The sequence below is a fragment of the Pseudomonas sp. PDM27 genome (genome assembly GCF_019219205.1).
Taxonomy (GTDB): Bacteria; Pseudomonadota; Gammaproteobacteria; order Pseudomonadales; family Pseudomonadaceae; genus Aquipseudomonas; species Aquipseudomonas laurylsulfatiphila.
The window spans coordinates 78207-94048 of the sequence record NZ_JAHUWF010000018.1 but is presented as its reverse complement, the minus strand read 5'-3'; the positions used below and the strand labels follow the sequence as shown (position 1 = coordinate 94048).

Genomic DNA, 15842 nt, shown 5'->3' with positions numbered 1-15842 from the left:
GCGAACCGCTCACAACGTACGCTGGCTATTGCCAGTGCCCCTCGCAATATCGATTCCCCAATCCATCGCCGCCTCCATGTCCAGCATGTGCGGCCGTGGGTCGTGGTTTTCGTCGATGACCGAGCCGTCCGGCTTGTAGACACCGATAAACATGCCCAACGAACCGTCTTTCAATATCTCGGCGGTGACTTTGATTTTGCATCCGTTCGATAGCGTCTCCTTGTGCTCAATGTGGCGTTCGGTCATGACTGCATTCCTCCCCTGACTGGATTCAAACCCTACTGGCCATGCTAGCTCAGGCCCTGGAACTGCGCCGCCCCGCTGGACCGGAGGGCCTGGCCTGACAGCGGCGCAATGCCACCTATACTCAAGGCCACCTCCCCCCAGGGGATCTGCACGTCCAACAATAAAAAGCAGAGGTGGAACATGGTCTGGCAGCAAGTCTACGATCCGTTCGGTAATCCGGTGCTTTCAACGCTCATGGCGGCTGTGCCGGTGGTGGTGATGCTGGCGTCCCTCGCGTTTTTCCATATCAAGGCGCACCTGGCGGCGCTGCTCGCCCTGGCCTCGGCCTTGCTGATCGCGATCTTCGCCTTCGGCATGCCGGCGAACATGGCCGGTTCCGCGGCGCTGTTCGGTGCAGCCAACGGTTTGCTGCCGATTGGCTGGATCGTGTTGAACATCATCTTCCTGCACCGCCTGACCACCGAGAACGGTTCGTTCAAGGTGCTGCAAGACTCCCTGGCGCGCATCACCGATGACCGGCGCCTGCAATTGCTCCTGATCGCCTTCTGCTTCGGTGCGTTTTTCGAAGGCGCGGCCGGCTTCGGTACGCCGGTGGCAGTGACCGGGGCGATTCTCATCGGGCTCGGCTTTTCGCCGCTTGCCGCCTCGGGACTGGCGCTGATCGCCAACACCGCGCCGGTGGCATTCGGTGCCCTCGGTACGCCGATCATCACCCTGGCCAAAGTCACCGGGCTGGATGAGATGGAGCTGTCGATGATGGTCGGTCGGCAATTACCCTTCTTCTCGGTGCTGGTGCCGTTCTGGCTGATCTGGGCCTTTGCCGGCTGGCGCAAGATGCTGGAGATCTGGCCGGCGATCCTGGTGGCCGGGGTCAGTTTTGCCATTCCGCAGTTCCTCGTCTCGAACTATCACGGACCCATGCTGGTGGATGTGATCGCCGCGCTGATTTCCATGGCCTGCCTGACCGGTTTCCTCAAGGTCTGGAAACCGGCCACCGTGCACACCTCTGCCGCCCTGTCCGGCCGGGTCGACAACTCGAAGATCGACGCCGAGCACGACGAAAAGCCCGTACCCACTGCAACCTTTGCCAACGAGGCGAAACCGGCGGTGATGCGAGCCTGGATGCCGTGGATCATCCTCACGGTCTTCGTGTTCATCTGGGGTACCCAGGGCTTCAAGAACACCTTCGACACCCGCCCTGCCATCGACCCGCAAACCAGTGCCGCCAAGCTCGATCCGCAGGGCAAGCCGATGCGCGAGGCCAACCCGCTGTTTGCGCCGGTCGTGACCTTCACCACCCTGCACTTGCAGGTCGAGAAAGTCCCGCCCGTGGTGGCCGCGCCGAAAACCGAGGAGGCGGTGTACAAGTTCACCTGGTTCACCGCCACCGGCAGCGGCATTCTGCTGGCGGCAATCGTCGGCGGCTTGTTGATGGGTTACTCGATCCCACAACTGATTCACCAGTACCTGCGCACGTTGTGGGTGGTGCGTTACTCGTTGATCACCATTGCGGCGATGCTCGCCCTGGGCTTCCTCACACGCTACTCCGGCCTGGATGCGACCATGGGCCTGGCTTTCGCCGCGACGGGCATTTTCTACCCGATGTTCGGCACCCTGCTCGGCTGGCTCGGCGTGGCGCTGACCGGCTCGGACACCGCGTCCAACGTGCTGTTCGGCGGCCTGCAACGGGTGACGTCCGAGCAACTGGGCATCAGCCCGGTGTTGATGGCCGCCGCCAACAGTTCCGGCGGGGTCATGGGCAAGATGGTCGACGCCCAGTCGATCGTGGTCGCCTCCACCGCCACCCGCTGGTACGGCCATGAAGGGGAAATCCTGCGCTACGTGTTCTTCCACTCGATTGTGCTGGCAATTCTGGTCGGCGGGCTGGTGACCTTGCAGGCCTATGTTGCGCCGTTCAGCCATATGGTGGTGGGCGGGCATTGAATCGAACGCTACTTGATTATGCTTAAGCCGCATACCTGTGGGAGCGAGCTTGCTCGCGATAGCGGTGTCACGTTCAACAGAGATGTCGACTGTGCCACCGTCATCGCGAGCAAGCTCGCTCCCACAGGGGACGGTGGTTTTTATTGAATGAATGGTCCGTCGTGCGGACAAACATCCCATGGACAGCCGGCCGTATCAGGCCAATGATGAAGGTCGCAGGTCTCCAGCGAGAATCGTGATCCCATGAACATTCTCTACGATGAACGCGTTGACGGCGCCTTGCCCCACGTCGACAGACAGGCCCTGTTGCAGGCCCTGCAGAGCCGCTTGCCAGGCCTGGAAATCCTGCATCAGCAGGAGGAACTCAAGCCCTACGAATGCGACGGACTGTCGGCCTATCGCACCACGCCGATGCTGGTGGTGCTGCCCCGGCACATCGACGAAGTGCAAGGGGTGCTGCGGGTCTGTCATGAGCTGCACGTCCCGGTCGTCGCCCGTGGCGCCGGCACCGGTTTGTCCGGCGGTGCGCTGCCCCTGGAGAAAGGCGTGCTGCTGGTGATGGCGCGTTTCAACAACATCCTGGGCATCGACCCCGCCGCCCGTACCGCACGGGTTCAGCCGGGTGTGCGCAATCTGGCGATTTCCCAGGCGGCGGCACCGTTCGGCCTGTATTACGCGCCGGATCCGTCCTCGCAAATTGCCTGTTCGATCGGTGGCAACGTCGCGGAAAATGCCGGTGGCGTGCATTGCCTGAAGTACGGTCTGACCGTGCACAACGTGCTCAAGGTCGACATCCTCACGGTCGACGGCGAGCATTTGAGCCTGGGCTCCAACGCCCTCGACGCCCCCGGTTTCGATCTACTGGCACTGTTCACCGGCTCCGAAGGCCTGCTCGGGGTGATCACCGAGGTCACGGTCAAGCTGCTGCCCAAACCGCAGACCGCCAAGGTATTGCTGGCGGCGTTCGACTCCGTGGAAAAAGCCGGGCGCGCCGTCGGCGACATCATTGCCGCCGGCATCATCCCCGGTGGCCTGGAAATGATGGACAACCTGGCCATCCGCGCCGCCGAGGACTTCATCCACGCCGGTTATCCGGTGGAGGCCCAGGCCATTCTGCTGTGCGAACTCGATGGTGTTGAAGCCGATGTCTCGGATGACTGCGACCGGGTGCGCCAGGTACTGCAACAGGCCGGTGCGACCGAGGTGCGCCAGGCCAAAGACGAAGCCGAGCGCGTGCGCTTCTGGGCCGGGCGCAAGAACGCCTTCCCGGCAGTGGGCCGCCTCTCGCCGGATTACTACTGCATGGACGGCACCATCCCCCGTCGCGAACTGCCCGGTGTGCTGCACGCCATCGCCGAACTTTCGAACGAATACGGCCTGCGGGTGGCCAACGTATTCCACGCCGGCGACGGCAACATGCATCCGTTGATCCTGTTCGACGCCAATCAACCCGGCGAACTGGAGCGCGCAGAAAACCTGGGCGGCAAGATTCTGGAGCTGTGCGTGAAGGTCGGCGGCAGCATCACCGGTGAGCACGGCGTGGGTCGCGAGAAGATCAACCAGATGTGCGCGCAGTTCAACAGCGAAGAGCTGACCCTGTTCCATGCCATCAAAGCCGCCTTCGACCCGAGCGGCCTGCTCAACCCCGGCAAGAACATTCCGACCCTGCACCGCTGCGCCGAATTCGGTGCCATGCACATACATCGCGGTCAATTGCCCTTCCCCGAGCTGGAGCGTTTCTGATGCGCGGCCCTGCAGACTTCGATGACAGCCAACTGCTCCTGGAACAGGTCAATCAGGCACTGGAAAACGCTACGCCGTTGCGCATCCAGGGTTCCAACAGCAAAGGCTTCCTCGGCCGCACCACGGCCGGGGAAATTCTCGATACCCGGGCGCACCGGGGCATCGTCAGTTACGACCCGACCGAACTGGTGATCACCGCCCGTTGCGGCACGCCGCTGGCGGAGCTGGCGCAGGCGCTGGATGCCGCGCAACAGATGCTGCCCTGCGAGCCGCCGTCCTTTGGCGACGGCGCCACGGTCGGCGGCATTATCGCCTGCGGACTGTCCGGCCCACGGCGCCCGTGGTCCGGCTCGGTGCGCGATTTCGTCCTCGGCACGCGGGTCATCACCGGTCACGGCAAGCTGTTGCGCTTCGGTGGCGAGGTGATGAAAAACGTCGCCGGCTACGACCTGTCACGCCTGATGACCGGCAGTTACGGCTGCCTCGGGCTGATCACCGAAGTCTCGCTCAAAGTGCTGCCAAAACCCCGGAAAGTCCTGAGCATCAGCCTGGAAATGGACCCTGAACGCGCCTTGCTGCGCCTGGCGGAGTGGGGCCAGCAACCGTTGCCGATCAGCGCAGCCTGTCACGACGGTACACGCCTGCACCTGCGGCTCGAGGGCGGTGAAGGTTCGGTGGCGGCGGCCCACGAGCGCCTCGGTGGCGAACGGCTGGACGCTTCGTACTGGGAAGATCTCAACGAACAGCGCTTGAGCTTCTTCGATGAAGACCAGCCGCTTTGGCGCCTGTCACTGCCGCACAACACACCGCGCCTGTCGCTGCCGGGGCGCCAGTTGATCGACTGGGGCGGCGCCCAGCGCTGGTTGAAGTCCGATGCCGAAGCGGCGTTCATCCGCCAGGTCGTCGACGAAGTCGGCGGCCATGTCACCTGCTTCAGCCACGGCCTGACCGACACCCCTTTCCAGCCGCTGCCCCCGGCCCTGATGTGCTATCACCGCAACCTGAAACAACAACTCGACCCACGGGGCATCTTCAACCCCGGACGCCTGTACGCGGAGTTTTGAACCATGCAGACGACCCTGAGTGAAAGCGCCCGCCATCTGCCCCGCGCCGCAGAAGCCGAAAGCATCCTGCGCACCTGCGTGCACTGCGGCTTCTGCAATGCCACCTGCCCGACCTATCAATTGCTCAGCGATGAACTGGACGGACCGCGGGGCCGCATCTACCTGATCAAGCAAGTGCTGGAAGGCAACGACGTCACGCAAAAGACCCAGCAACACCTGGATCGCTGCCTATCGTGCCGCAACTGCGAAACCACCTGCCCATCGGGCGTCGACTACCACAACCTGCTGGACATCGGTCGCGCGGTGGTCGATGCGGCGGTGCCGCGCCCGCTCGGACAGCGCCTGTTGCGCGAGGGGTTGCGGCAGACCGTGCCGCATCCGGATTTGTTTAAAAGCCTGGTCAATGGCGGCCAGGTGTTCCGCGCACTGCTGCCCGATACCCTGCAAAGCAAATTGCCGCGCCATGCACCGCCGGCCAAGCCGCGGCCCATGACCCTGCGCGAGCGTCAGGTGCTGATGCTCGAAGGTTGCGTGCAGCCCGGCCTGTCACCCAACACCAATGCCGCGGCGGCGCGGGTGCTGGACCGGTTGGGGATCAGTGTCATCGCGACCCGCGAAGCCGGGTGCTGCGGTGCCGTGGACTACCACCTGGACGCCCAGGCCGCCGGCCTCGACCGTGCCCGGCGCAACATCGACGCGTGGTGGCCGGGCATCGAAAAAGGCGCCGAGGCGATTGTGCAGACCGCCAGCGGTTGCGGCGCCTTCATCAAGGACTACGGCCATCTGCTCGCCAGCGACCCGACCTATGCCGACAAGGCGAAAAAGGTCAGCGAACTGGCTCGGGACCTGGTGGAGGTGTTGCGCGACGAACCGCTGGAAAAGCTCGGGATCCACGCCTCGCAGCGCGTGGCCTTCCATTGCCCCTGCACCTTGCAGCACGGGCAGAAACTCGGCGGCGCCGTGGAAGCGCTGCTGAGCGGACTCGGTTTCAACCTGACGTCCGTGCCCGACGGGCACCTGTGCTGCGGCTCGGCGGGCACCTATTCGCTGACCCAGCCCGAACTGTCGCGACAACTGCGCGACAACAAGCTCAATGCCCTGGAAAGCGGCCATCCCGAGGTCATCGTCACGGCCAACATCGGCTGCCAGTCGCACCTCGACGGCGCGGGCCGGACCCCGGTGCGGCACTGGATCGAACTGGTCGAAGCCGCCCTGCCTTAACCGAATCCCGGAGATGCCCATGAACCGCAAAGCCGTGCTGAGCCAGACCGAAGTCCAGCAGATCATCAAAGCCGCCCGTGCCGAAGCACAGGCCAATCAATGGGCCGTGACCATAGTGGTGGTCGATGACGGCGGCCACCCGCTGGCCCTCGAACGCCTCGACGGTTGCGCACCGGGCAGTGCGTATATCGCCACCGAAAAAGCCCGCACCTCAGCCCTCGGGCGGCGTGAATCGAAAAGCTATGAGGACATGGTCAACGGTGGGCGCTACGCTTTTCTGTCAGCACCACTGCTGACTTCGCTCGAGGGTGGCGTGCCGATTGTTTTCGATGGCCAGGTGATTGGGGCTGTCGGGGTTTCGGGCGTCAAGCCTGAGCAGGATGCGCAGGTGGCGAAGGCCGGGGCGCAGTGCGTGAAATGAGATTTTAGCCTCACCCTTTAACCCCTGTGGGAGCGAGCCTGCTCGCGAAAGCAGTGTGTCAGACACCTGGATACTGAACCTGACGCCGTCTTCGCGAGCAGGCTCGCTCCCACAGGTTTCGTGTTCAACCAGTCGAGAGGAGTTGCACCGATGACCCGTCTGACAGCCAAAGACTTTTCCCCGCAACTGCTTGAGTTATACGACTACTACGCCCACGGCAAGATCAATCGCCGGGAGTTTCTCGACCGCGCAGCGTTGTTCACCTTCGGCAGCATGACCGCCGGTGCCCTGCTCGCCGCGCTAAGCCCCAACTACGCGCTGGCCGAGCAAGTCGAGTTCACCGACCCGGACATCATTGCCGAGTACGTCACCTACCCTTCGCCCAAGGGCAACGGCCAGGTACGGGCTTATCTGGTGCGCCCGGCCAAGGCCACCGGCAAGGTGCCAGCGGTGGTGGTCGTGCATGAAAACCGCGGGCTCAACCCGTACATCGAAGACGTGGCCCGGCGTGTGGCCAAGGCCGGTTTCATCGCCCTGGCCCCGGACGGCCTGACCTCGGTCGGCGGTTATCCCGGTAATGACGACAAGGGCCGCGAGCTTCAGGCCACGGTCGACCCGGAAAAGCTGATGAACGACTTTTTCGCCGCCGTCGAGTGGATGATGAAACACCCTGCCGCCACCGGAAAAGTCGGCATCACCGGGTTCTGCTACGGCGGTGGCGTGACCAACGCCGCCGCCGTGGCCTATCCGGAACTGGGCGCCGCCGTGTCGTTTTATGGTCGTCAGCCTACGGCTGAGGAAGTGCCCCGGATCAAGGCACCGGTGATGCTGCACTACGGCGAACTGGATACGCGGATCAACGAGGGCTGGCCGGCCTATGAGAAAGCGTTGAAGGCCGGGGGCAAGACCTATGAGGCCTACATTTATCCCGGCGCCAATCATGGTTTCCACAACGACTCGACGCCGCGTTATGACGAGGCGGCGGCGAAGCTGGCGTGGGAGCGGACGTTGGGGTGGTTTAGAAAGTATCTGGTTTGAAGTACTCGGCCAGCAGGGCCGGCCTCTTCGCGAGCAGGCTCGCTCCCACAGGGGATCTCTGTCGTACACAGATCTTGTGTTCACCGGAGATCCCTGTGGGAGCGAGCCTGCTCGCGAAGGCGGTTTCAGGGCTGCCGCGGTTACTTCGGCTGAGCCACCGTCCGCAAATACGGCTTCAGTGTCTTGAAGCCATCCGGGTATTTCTTCTTCGCATCTTCATCAGACACCGAAGTCGGGATGATCACATCCTCACCCGGCCGCCAGTTCACCGGCGTGGCAACGGTATGCCTGGCATTCAGTTGCAGGGAGTCGAGCAGACGCAGCACTTCATCGAAATTGCGCCCGGCGCTCATCGGGTAGATCAGCATGGCCTTGACCTTCTTGTCCGGGCCGACGATGAACACCGAACGCACCGTGGCGTTGTCCACCGCCGTGCGCGCACCGCCGCTGGCATTGGGGTGGATCATGTCGTAAAGCTTGGCCACCACCAGGTTTTCATCGCCGATCAGCGGATAGTTGACCGCGCAGCCCTGAGTCTCGGCGATGTCGCCGACCCAACGGTTGTGGTCGCTGACCGGGTCGACGCTGAGGCCGATGACCTTGGTGTTGCGCTTGTCGAATTCGGGCTTGAGTTTGGCCAGGTAGCCCAGTTCAGTGGTGCACACCGGGGTGAAATCCTTGGGGTGGGAAAACAGGATGGCCCACCCATCGCCGATCCATTGGTGAAAATTGAGCGTGCCTTCGGTGGTTTCGGCGGTGAAATCCGGTGCTTCGTCGCCAATGCGGATAGCCATGTTCGATCTCCTTGCAGTGATGGACAGGGACGCCGTCAGGGCAACGAATGCGCTTTCAACGGCATGGACGCGGACAGTATAGGAGAGGTTGCGCAACTCGCCGGCTGCGCTAGTCCACCAGCGCAATCAGCTGCTGACGCTGGGCATCGGTCAGCATCGGGCCGAAACCGGCCCGGGCATTTTCCGCCATGTAGCGCGGGTTGCCGGTGCCCGGAATCACGCAGGTCACCGCCGAATGCGACAACAGGAACTTCAGTGCCAGTTGCGGCCAGCTCTTGACCCCGACTTGCGCCGCCCAGCCTGGCAGCGGTTTGTCTTTCAGTCTGGCCAGCAGGCCACCACCGCCGAACGGCCGATTGCAGATCACCGCCACGCCCCGTTCACGGCACAACGGCAGCAAGCGTTTCTCGGCGCCGCGATCATCCAGGGCGTAGTTGATCTGCAGGAAATCCAGCGGCTCGGCCTTGAGCACCGCTTCCACTTCGTCGTAGGCCGACGCCGTGTAATGGGTGATGCCGATGTAGCGGATGCGCCCCTGTTCTTTCCAGTGGCGCAGAGTCGGCAAGTGCGTCTGCCAGTCCAGCAGGTTGTGGATCTGCATCAGGTCGATCCGGTCGGTCTGCAACAGGGCGAAGGATTGTTCCATCTGCGCGATGCCTTCCTCGCGCCCGCGGGTCCACACCTTGGTGGCCAGGAACGCCGGCGAGCGCGGCTCATGGATCGACAGCAGTTCACCGGTGGTCTGTTCGGCGCGACCGTACATCGGCGAGCTGTCGATCAGCTTGCCACCCTTGTCGAACAACGCATCCAGTACCGCGGGCAAGTCCTTGTAGGCCGGTTGCGAAGGCTCGACGTCGAATCCGCGGTAAGTGCCCAAGCCTACGATCGGCAAGGACTCGTTGCTGGAAGGAATGGCGCGAGTCTGCATGGTCTTGCCTCCTGTTCCCGTCGACGGCGCGGGTTGCGCACCCGCCGGACCGAACGTGAAGACCGCCGAAGCACCGGCAGCCAGCGTGAGTATTTCTCTACGGGTGTAACCCTCAGGATGGCTCATAAAACGCTTCTCACCAGTCGTTCGGGTTCGGCCTGTGGCACCGACACGGCGGATAACCCGCGCCCAGGGTCGATTGACTACACTCACAAGGCCCTGCGGCGCCAGCCACTTTCAAACCCCGAGCCGTCAATGCCGCCCACTAACGTTAGTCGAATGTCGCGCACCCTGGTGTTACTCGTCGTCATCGTCGCTGCGTTGTACCTGACGCTGTGCGTGACGCTGTTCGTGTTTCAGCGGTCGCTGATCTATTACCCGCAACCGCGCGCCGTCGGCACAGCCGGGACGCTGCTCACCCTGCCGGTCGCCGACGCACGGGTGCTGGTCTCCGTCCGGCCTCACGAAGGCCCGAATGCGCTGATCTACTTTGGCGGCAACGCCGAGGACGTCTCGCGCAACTTGCCCGGGTTCACCCAGGCGTTCCCTGACTACGCGCTGTATCTGCTGCATTACCGTGGCTTTGGCGGCAGTTCCGGCTCGCCTTCCGAAGAGGCCATCGCCCGCGATGCCTTGACCTTGTTCGACCAGGTGTATGCCAGCCACTCGCATGTGGCGGTGGTCGGACGCAGCCTGGGTTCCGGGGTTGCCGTGCGCCTGGCCAGCGAACGCCCGGCCGCGCGCCTGGTGTTGATCACGCCCTACAACAGCCTCGAAGGGCTTGCCGCTCGTCAGTTTCGCTGGTTTCCGGTGCGCTGGTTGTTGAAGGACAAATACCCGTCCTGGCAGTACGCCGGCCGCATCGCGGTGCCGACGGTCTTGATAGCGGCCGAGCATGATGAAGTGATTCCGCGTTCGAGCACCGAGCGGTTGTACACACACTTTGCCAAAGGCGTGGCGTCGTTGCAGGTGATACCGGGGACGGGGCATAACTCGATCGGCGAAAGCCCTGAGTACTTGAAGGCGCTGGGAGATGGGTTGTAGCAAGCAAGGTAGAACATACCTGTGATCTGTGATCTGTGGCGAGGGAGCTTGCTCCCGCTGGGTTGCGAAGCAACCCCCAAAAACAGGACTGCTACGCAGTCCAGCGGGAGCAAGCTCCCTCGCCACAGCAAGCCCCTCTTGCATGGCTTGTAGATCAAAAACGCGGCTTGACCGCCTTCCACTCCGGTTTGTAGCGCTGCATCTGCTTCACGTCATCGCGCTGGCGAATGCCGCACGTCAGGTACTGGTCATGCAGCTTGCCCAACTGGTCGTGGTCAAGTTCCAGCCCCAGGCCCGGGGCGCGGGTGATTTTCACGCAGCCATCGACAATCGGCAGCTTGCCGCCCTTGATCACCTCTTCGTCGGGCTCCTGCCAGGGGTAATGGGTGTCGCAGGCGAAATCCAGGTTCGGCACCGCAGCGGCGACATGCGCCATGGCCATCAGGCTGATGCCCAGGTGCGAATTGGAATGCATCGACACCCCAAGACCAAAGGTTTCGCACATTTTCGCCAACGCCTGCGTGTCACGCAGGCCACCCCAATAATGGTGGTCGGCGAGAACAATCTGCACGCTGTCCTGTGCCACGCTGCGGCGGAACTCGTCGAAATCGGTGACCACCATGTTGGTCGCCAGGGGCAAACCGGTGCGCTTGTGCAGCTCGGCCATGCCCTCCAGTCCCGGCGTCGGGTCTTCGTAATACTGCAGGTCATCACCGAGCAGCTCGGCCATACGGATCGAAGTTTGCAGCGACCAGTTGCCGTTCGGATCAATACGCAGCGGGTAACCGGGGAAGGCCTTTTTCAGCGCCTTGATGCACGCCACTTCATGCTCGGGCGGCAAGGTGCCGGCCTTGAGCTTGATGCTCTTGAAGCCGTAGGCCTCGATCATCCGCCGCGCCTGGGCAACGATCTGCTCTTCGGTCAGGGCCTCGCCCCAACTGTCGGGCTTGTAGGGTGAATCGACGTGCTGCGCATACTTGAAGAACAGGTAGGCGCTGAACGGAATCTCCTGCCGGACGGCCCCGCCCAGCAAGTCCACCAAGGGCACATTCAGGGAGTGCGCCTGCAAATCCAGGAACGCCACTTCGAAAGCCGAATAAGCATTGCTCACGGCTTTGCTGGCATGGGAGCCCGGCGCCAGTTCGGCACCGGCAATACTCGCCGGTTTGTTCGCCGCCACGGTGGCCTGGACGATGGCACGCAACTGATTGAGGTTGAACGGGTCAAGACCGATCAGTTGCGTTTGCAGTTGCTGCTGGATCGCCAGCGCCGGAGCGTCGCCATAACTTTCACCCAGGCCGATGTAGCCGTTGTCGCTCTCGATCTCGATGATCGAGCGCAACGCGAAGGGTTCGTGGATGCCGCTGGCGTTGAGCAAGGGCGGATCACGGAAGGCGATGGGCGTGACAGTGACTCGTTTGATTTTCAAGAGGCGGCTCCCGTTGGATCAGTTTTCAGGGCTGGATGACTGTTGGGCTTTTTTGCCGGTGTGCCTTCGGCCTCTTGGCCGGTCAACGCACGGAGGGCATCGCCACGGGGGGCGGTGCGGGCGAAAAAGATCACGATGGCGGCGACCAGCGAAGTGGCGGCCAGGCCGTAGAGCCCGCCTTCGATGGAGCCGGTGGTCTGCTCCAGGAACCCGAAGGTGGTCGGCGCGACGAAGCCACCGAGGTTACCGATGGAATTGATCAGGGCGATCACCGCCGCGGCGATCCGGGCATCGAGATAACCCTGGGGAATCGGCCAGAACAACGCCGAGGCTGCCTTGAAGCCGATGGCGGCAAAACAGATGGCGACGAAGGCAAAGACCGGGCCGCCGGTGGTGGACATGAACATGCCGAACGCCGCGATCACCAGCGTCACCGCTACCCAGGCCTGTTGGTGCTTCCATTTGCTGGCCATGGCCGCGAAGCCATACATCGCGACGATGGAAATGATCCACGGAATCGAGTTGAACAGGCCGACCTGGAAATCGCCGAGGTTGCCCATTTTCTTGATCATGCTCGGCAGCCAGAACGTGGCACCGTAGATGGTCAGGGCGATGGAAAAGTAGATGAAGCAGAACAGCAGGATCTGTCGGTCGGCCAGCAGTTTGAAGATCGAGGGTTTGACGCCCAGCGTGGCTTCGCGAGCCTGTTGCTCCTGAGCGATCGCGTCGATCAGCGCGGTCTGTTCTTCGTCGCTCAGCCACTTGGCCTGCCGTGGGTGGGATTGCAGCCAGAACCAGACGAACCCGCAGAGCACGATGGAAGCAAAGCCTTCGATCAGGAACATCCACTGCCAACCGTGCAGGCTCAAGCCGCTGACGTTAAGCAGTGCACCGGACACCGGACCGGAAATCACCGAGGCAATGGCCGAACCGCTGAGGAAAATCGCCATCGCCTTGCCGCGTTCGGTCGACGGTAGCCATTGGGTGAAGTAGTAAATGATGCCGGGGAAAAAACCCGCTTCGGCGGCGCCGAGTATGAAGCGCAGCACGTAGAAACTGGTTTCGCCACGGACAAACGCCATGGCCATCGCGGCGGCGCCCCAGGTGAACATGATGCGCGTCAGCCAGGCGCGGGCACCGTAGCGTTGCAGCAGCAGGTTGGACGGCACTTCGAAGATCGCGTAACCGATAAAGAACAGCCCTGCACCCAGGCCGTAGGCGGCGGCGCCAATGCCCAGGTCGGTTTCCAGGTGGCTGCGCACGAAGCCGATATTGACCCGGTCGATGTAGTTGACGATGAACATCACCACGAACAGCGGCAGTACATGGCGCTTGACCTTGGCGGCGGCGCGGGCGAGCACATTCGGGTCTGGCGGACTCTGGAGGGTATTCAAGGGGCGACTCCCGATCATTGTTTTTCTAGGGATAGCTTTGGGGATTGCTTTGGGCACTGCGTCAGAGGTGGGCCCGATCATGGACGCGAGTATTGATCCCGTCTAATCTAACTTGGCATTCGATTGATACCTGGATTAGATCAATGTTCGAACTGACTCAACTGCGATGTTTCACCACCGTGGCAACCGAACTGAATTTCCGCCGCGCCGCCGAACGGCTGAACATGACCCAACCGCCTCTCAGCCGACAGATTCAGCTGCTGGAACATCACCTGGGCGTCGAACTGTTCACCCGCAGCACCCGCAGCGTCGCGCTCACCGCCGCCGGCCGGGCCTTCTTCATCGAAGCCCAGAACCTGCTGGAGCGCGCCCAGCAAGCGGCCGTGACAGCCCGGCGATTCGCCGAGGGCGACATCGGTTCGGTCAATATCGGTTTCGTCGGTAGCGCGGTCTACGAGTTCCTGCCCAAGGTCATCGCCGAGGCGCGACTCAAACAGCCCCACGTCAAAATCGACCTGTCGGAGATGAACACCTACCAGCAACACGAAGCCCTGCGCGCCCGCCGCATCGACCTCGGCATCGCCCGGGCGCCGCTGCTGGAACCGGGCTACGCCACCGAATGCCTGGTGCGCGAGCCGTTCGTGCTGGCGGTGCCGAGTGAGCACCGCCTGGCCAGTGCCGAATCGGTATCGGTCCAGGACCTCGATGGGCAACCGTTCCTGATGTACTCCCACGCGGCTTACCCGCCGTTCAACGAACTGCTGACCGGCATGCTGCGCTCGGCCCGCGTCGCCCCGGATTACGTGCAGTGGCTCGGCTCGTCATTGACCATCCTGGCACTGGTCAACGCCGCCATGGGCCTGGCCCTGGTGCCGCGTTGCGCGACCAGTGTGGTGTTCAGGAACGTGGTGTTCCGCGATATCGATCTGGGCGAAGGCGTGCAGAGCGAGTTGCACCTGATCTGGCGCGAGAACAACGACAATCCGGCGTTTGCGATGTTGCTGGAGGGGATCCGGCGCGCGGTGCGGGAGGGATGGGGGGTGTAGATCAGCTTTGAAAAACCCTCTATCAGACACCCACCTGTGGCGAGGGAGCTTGCTCCCGCTGGACTGCGCAGCAGGCCCTCTTTTGGGGTTGCCAGGTGACCCAACGGGAGCAAGCCCCCTCACCACAGAAAGCCCTTCAGTCGTGACCATTGGTCCGAGACTCGGCCTCCGACCAATAAAAACATATTTTTATGCCTATATTGATATTGTCGAACGTTCCCACTCTCAGAGGGTGCCGTCATGAATATCAAAACCCTGGCTTTGCTCCTGCTGGCTTTCTGTGCGCAACCGGTCTGGAGCCAGACGCCTGCCGCCTCACCCGCCGCTGCCGACAGCCCCGCGCTGACCACGCGCCTGGCCGAGCGTGACCTTTGGGTCGAACACATTTTCTGGATCAGAAACTACGCACTGGCCAATCAATCCGCCGACCAGAAACAAGCCAAGGTCGCGGCCGATCAGGTGGTCGACAACGCCACCAAAATCGCCAACAGCATCGCCCCGCTCTACGGCCAACCGGCGGCGGATCAACTGCTCAAGCTGCTTGCCGGACATTGGGGCGCGGTGAAACACTACAGCGATGCCACCGTTGCCAAAGACGCCAAGGGCAAGCAGGCCGCCGTCACCGAGTTGACCGGCAATGCCAAGGCGATTGCGGCGTTCCTGGCCACGGCGAACCCCAATCTGCCTGAGGCGACACTGGTGACGATGTTGTCAGCCCATGGCGGTCACCACATCACCCAGATCGATGAATTCGCGGCACAGGATTACGCCGGCGAAGCCCGTACCTGGGCGATGATGCGCACGCACATCCTGGCCCTGGCCGATGCGTTGACCGGCGCGTTGGTCAAGCAATTCCCGGACAAGTTCTGATATCGCGCGAGGGTATCCCATGCTGGAAGGACTGGGCCGAACACAGCAAGACCTGCTCAATGCGCTGCTGCACCATGCCGGCGGCATGAGCATTGACGAGTTGGCTGAACACCTGGCCGTCACGCGCACCGCGATCCGCCAACACCTGGCGGCGCTGGAGCGTGACGGCCTGGTGCTGCGCGGCGACACCCGCCCGACGGGGCGTCGCCCGGAGCAGCTGTATCGGCTCACCGACCACGCACGGGAGCAGTTCCCTCGCCACTATCAGCTACTGGCCAGCGTCCTGATCGATGAAGTCGCCGCCATCATCGGCCCCGAAGCCCTGGCCTCGCTGATGCGCAGCATGGGCCGCAAACTGGCGCTGGACCGTGAACAACAGGTCGTCGACGAAGCCAGGATCGTCCAGCACATGAACCAGGCGGGCTACGAAGCCGAGGTGTTTTTTCGCTCAGGCGGCACGCCGGAAATCGTCGCGCATAACTGCGTGTTCCATCGCCTGGCCGCCGAGCACCCGGTGGTCTGCGAACTGGACCTGGCCTTGATCGGCGCGTTGGGCGGCGGTGAAGTCGAGCACAGCGAGTGCATGGTGCGCGGCGGGCATGTCTGTCGCTTCAGGCTGCGACCGACAGAAAGCCCGGAGCCGCCACTGGGAGACTGACC

At 62.8% G+C, this 15842-nt stretch carries 15 protein-coding genes; 10 read left to right on the top strand and 5 right to left on the bottom strand.

What is annotated here, in order from left to right; all coding sequences use genetic code 11:
- Window positions 1–9 precede the first annotated feature (9 nt).
- A complete protein-coding gene (locus KW838_RS27925; protein ID WP_007975246.1) occupies window positions 10–246 on the bottom strand; it encodes a hypothetical protein in 237 nt (78 codons plus the stop codon).
- Window positions 247–426: 180 nt separating this feature from the next.
- Here KW838_RS27925 and KW838_RS27920 point away from each other — a divergent pair, with 180 nt between their 5' ends.
- The 6 genes from KW838_RS27920 to yghX all read left to right on the top strand — a co-directional run bounded on the left by KW838_RS27920 (window position 427) and on the right by yghX (window position 7677).
- Window positions 427–2190: an L-lactate permease gene (locus KW838_RS27920; protein WP_218504216.1), complete on the top strand. Its 1764-nt coding sequence runs from the start codon at window positions 427–429 to the stop codon at window positions 2188–2190.
- Between the two features lie 243 nt (window positions 2191–2433).
- A complete protein-coding gene (glcD, locus tag KW838_RS27915) occupies window positions 2434–3933 on the top strand; it encodes a glycolate oxidase subunit GlcD (RefSeq protein ID WP_218504215.1) in 1500 nt (499 codons plus the stop codon).
- Window positions 3933–4997, top strand: a complete 1065-nt coding sequence (gene glcE, locus KW838_RS27910) for a glycolate oxidase subunit GlcE (protein ID WP_218504214.1) — start codon at window positions 3933–3935, stop codon at window positions 4995–4997. Before glcD ends, glcE begins: the two co-directional genes overlap by 1 nt.
- A gap of 3 nt (window positions 4998–5000) precedes the next feature.
- On the top strand, window positions 5001–6218 hold the full coding sequence (gene glcF / locus KW838_RS27905; protein ID WP_218504213.1) for a glycolate oxidase subunit GlcF: 1218 nt from the start codon (window positions 5001–5003) through the stop codon (window positions 6216–6218).
- A gap of 19 nt (window positions 6219–6237) precedes the next feature.
- Window positions 6238–6639, top strand: coding sequence for a heme-binding protein (locus KW838_RS27900; RefSeq protein ID WP_218504212.1), 402 nt, complete (start codon window positions 6238–6240; stop codon window positions 6637–6639).
- 150 nt (window positions 6640–6789) lie between these two features.
- The gene (gene yghX, locus KW838_RS27895) at window positions 6790–7677 is read left to right on the top strand and encodes a YghX family hydrolase (RefSeq protein ID WP_218504211.1); all 888 of its coding nucleotides are present in this window, start codon (window positions 6790–6792) and stop codon (window positions 7675–7677) included.
- Between the two features lie 140 nt (window positions 7678–7817).
- Here the strand turns inward: yghX and KW838_RS27890 are convergent, their stop codons facing one another.
- Both KW838_RS27890 and KW838_RS27885 read right to left on the bottom strand, forming a co-directional pair.
- A complete protein-coding gene (locus tag KW838_RS27890; RefSeq protein WP_007975239.1) occupies window positions 7818–8471 on the bottom strand; it encodes a peroxiredoxin in 654 nt (217 codons plus the stop codon).
- 109 nt (window positions 8472–8580) lie between these two features.
- Complete coding sequence (locus KW838_RS27885) at window positions 8581–9525, bottom strand: aldo/keto reductase (RefSeq protein WP_173900838.1); 945 nt, start codon at window positions 9523–9525, stop codon at window positions 8581–8583.
- A gap of 129 nt (window positions 9526–9654) precedes the next feature.
- On the opposite strand from KW838_RS27885, the gene KW838_RS27880 reads away from it, so the two are divergent.
- Window positions 9655–10443 carry an alpha/beta hydrolase gene (locus KW838_RS27880; RefSeq protein ID WP_218504210.1) on the top strand — a complete coding sequence of 263 codons (789 nt, stop codon included), beginning with the start codon at window positions 9655–9657 and terminating at the stop codon, window positions 10441–10443.
- A gap of 154 nt (window positions 10444–10597) precedes the next feature.
- Here KW838_RS27880 and KW838_RS27875 read toward each other — a convergent pair whose 3' ends face one another.
- A complete protein-coding gene (locus KW838_RS27875; RefSeq protein ID WP_218504209.1) occupies window positions 10598–11872 on the bottom strand; it encodes a glucarate dehydratase family protein in 1275 nt (424 codons plus the stop codon).
- Window positions 11869–13266, bottom strand: a complete 1398-nt coding sequence (locus KW838_RS27870; protein WP_218504208.1) for an MFS transporter — start codon at window positions 13264–13266, stop codon at window positions 11869–11871. The genes KW838_RS27875 and KW838_RS27870 overlap by 4 nt, the downstream gene beginning before the upstream one ends.
- A 143-nt stretch (window positions 13267–13409) precedes the next feature.
- Here KW838_RS27870 and KW838_RS27865 point away from each other — a divergent pair, with 143 nt between their 5' ends.
- The 3 genes from KW838_RS27865 (at window position 13410) to KW838_RS27855 (ending at window position 15840) form a co-directional block, all read left to right on the top strand.
- Window positions 13410–14312, top strand: coding sequence for a LysR substrate-binding domain-containing protein (locus tag KW838_RS27865; protein ID WP_218504207.1), 903 nt, complete (start codon window positions 13410–13412; stop codon window positions 14310–14312).
- Window positions 14313–14552: 240 nt separating this feature from the next.
- On the top strand, window positions 14553–15182 hold the full coding sequence (locus KW838_RS27860) for a hypothetical protein (protein WP_218504206.1): 630 nt from the start codon (window positions 14553–14555) through the stop codon (window positions 15180–15182).
- Window positions 15183–15201: 19 nt separating this feature from the next.
- Window positions 15202–15840 (top strand): metalloregulator ArsR/SmtB family transcription factor, encoded by a 639-nt coding sequence (locus KW838_RS27855; protein WP_218504205.1) that lies wholly within the window; start codon window positions 15202–15204, stop codon window positions 15838–15840.
- Window positions 15841–15842 lie beyond the last annotated feature (2 nt).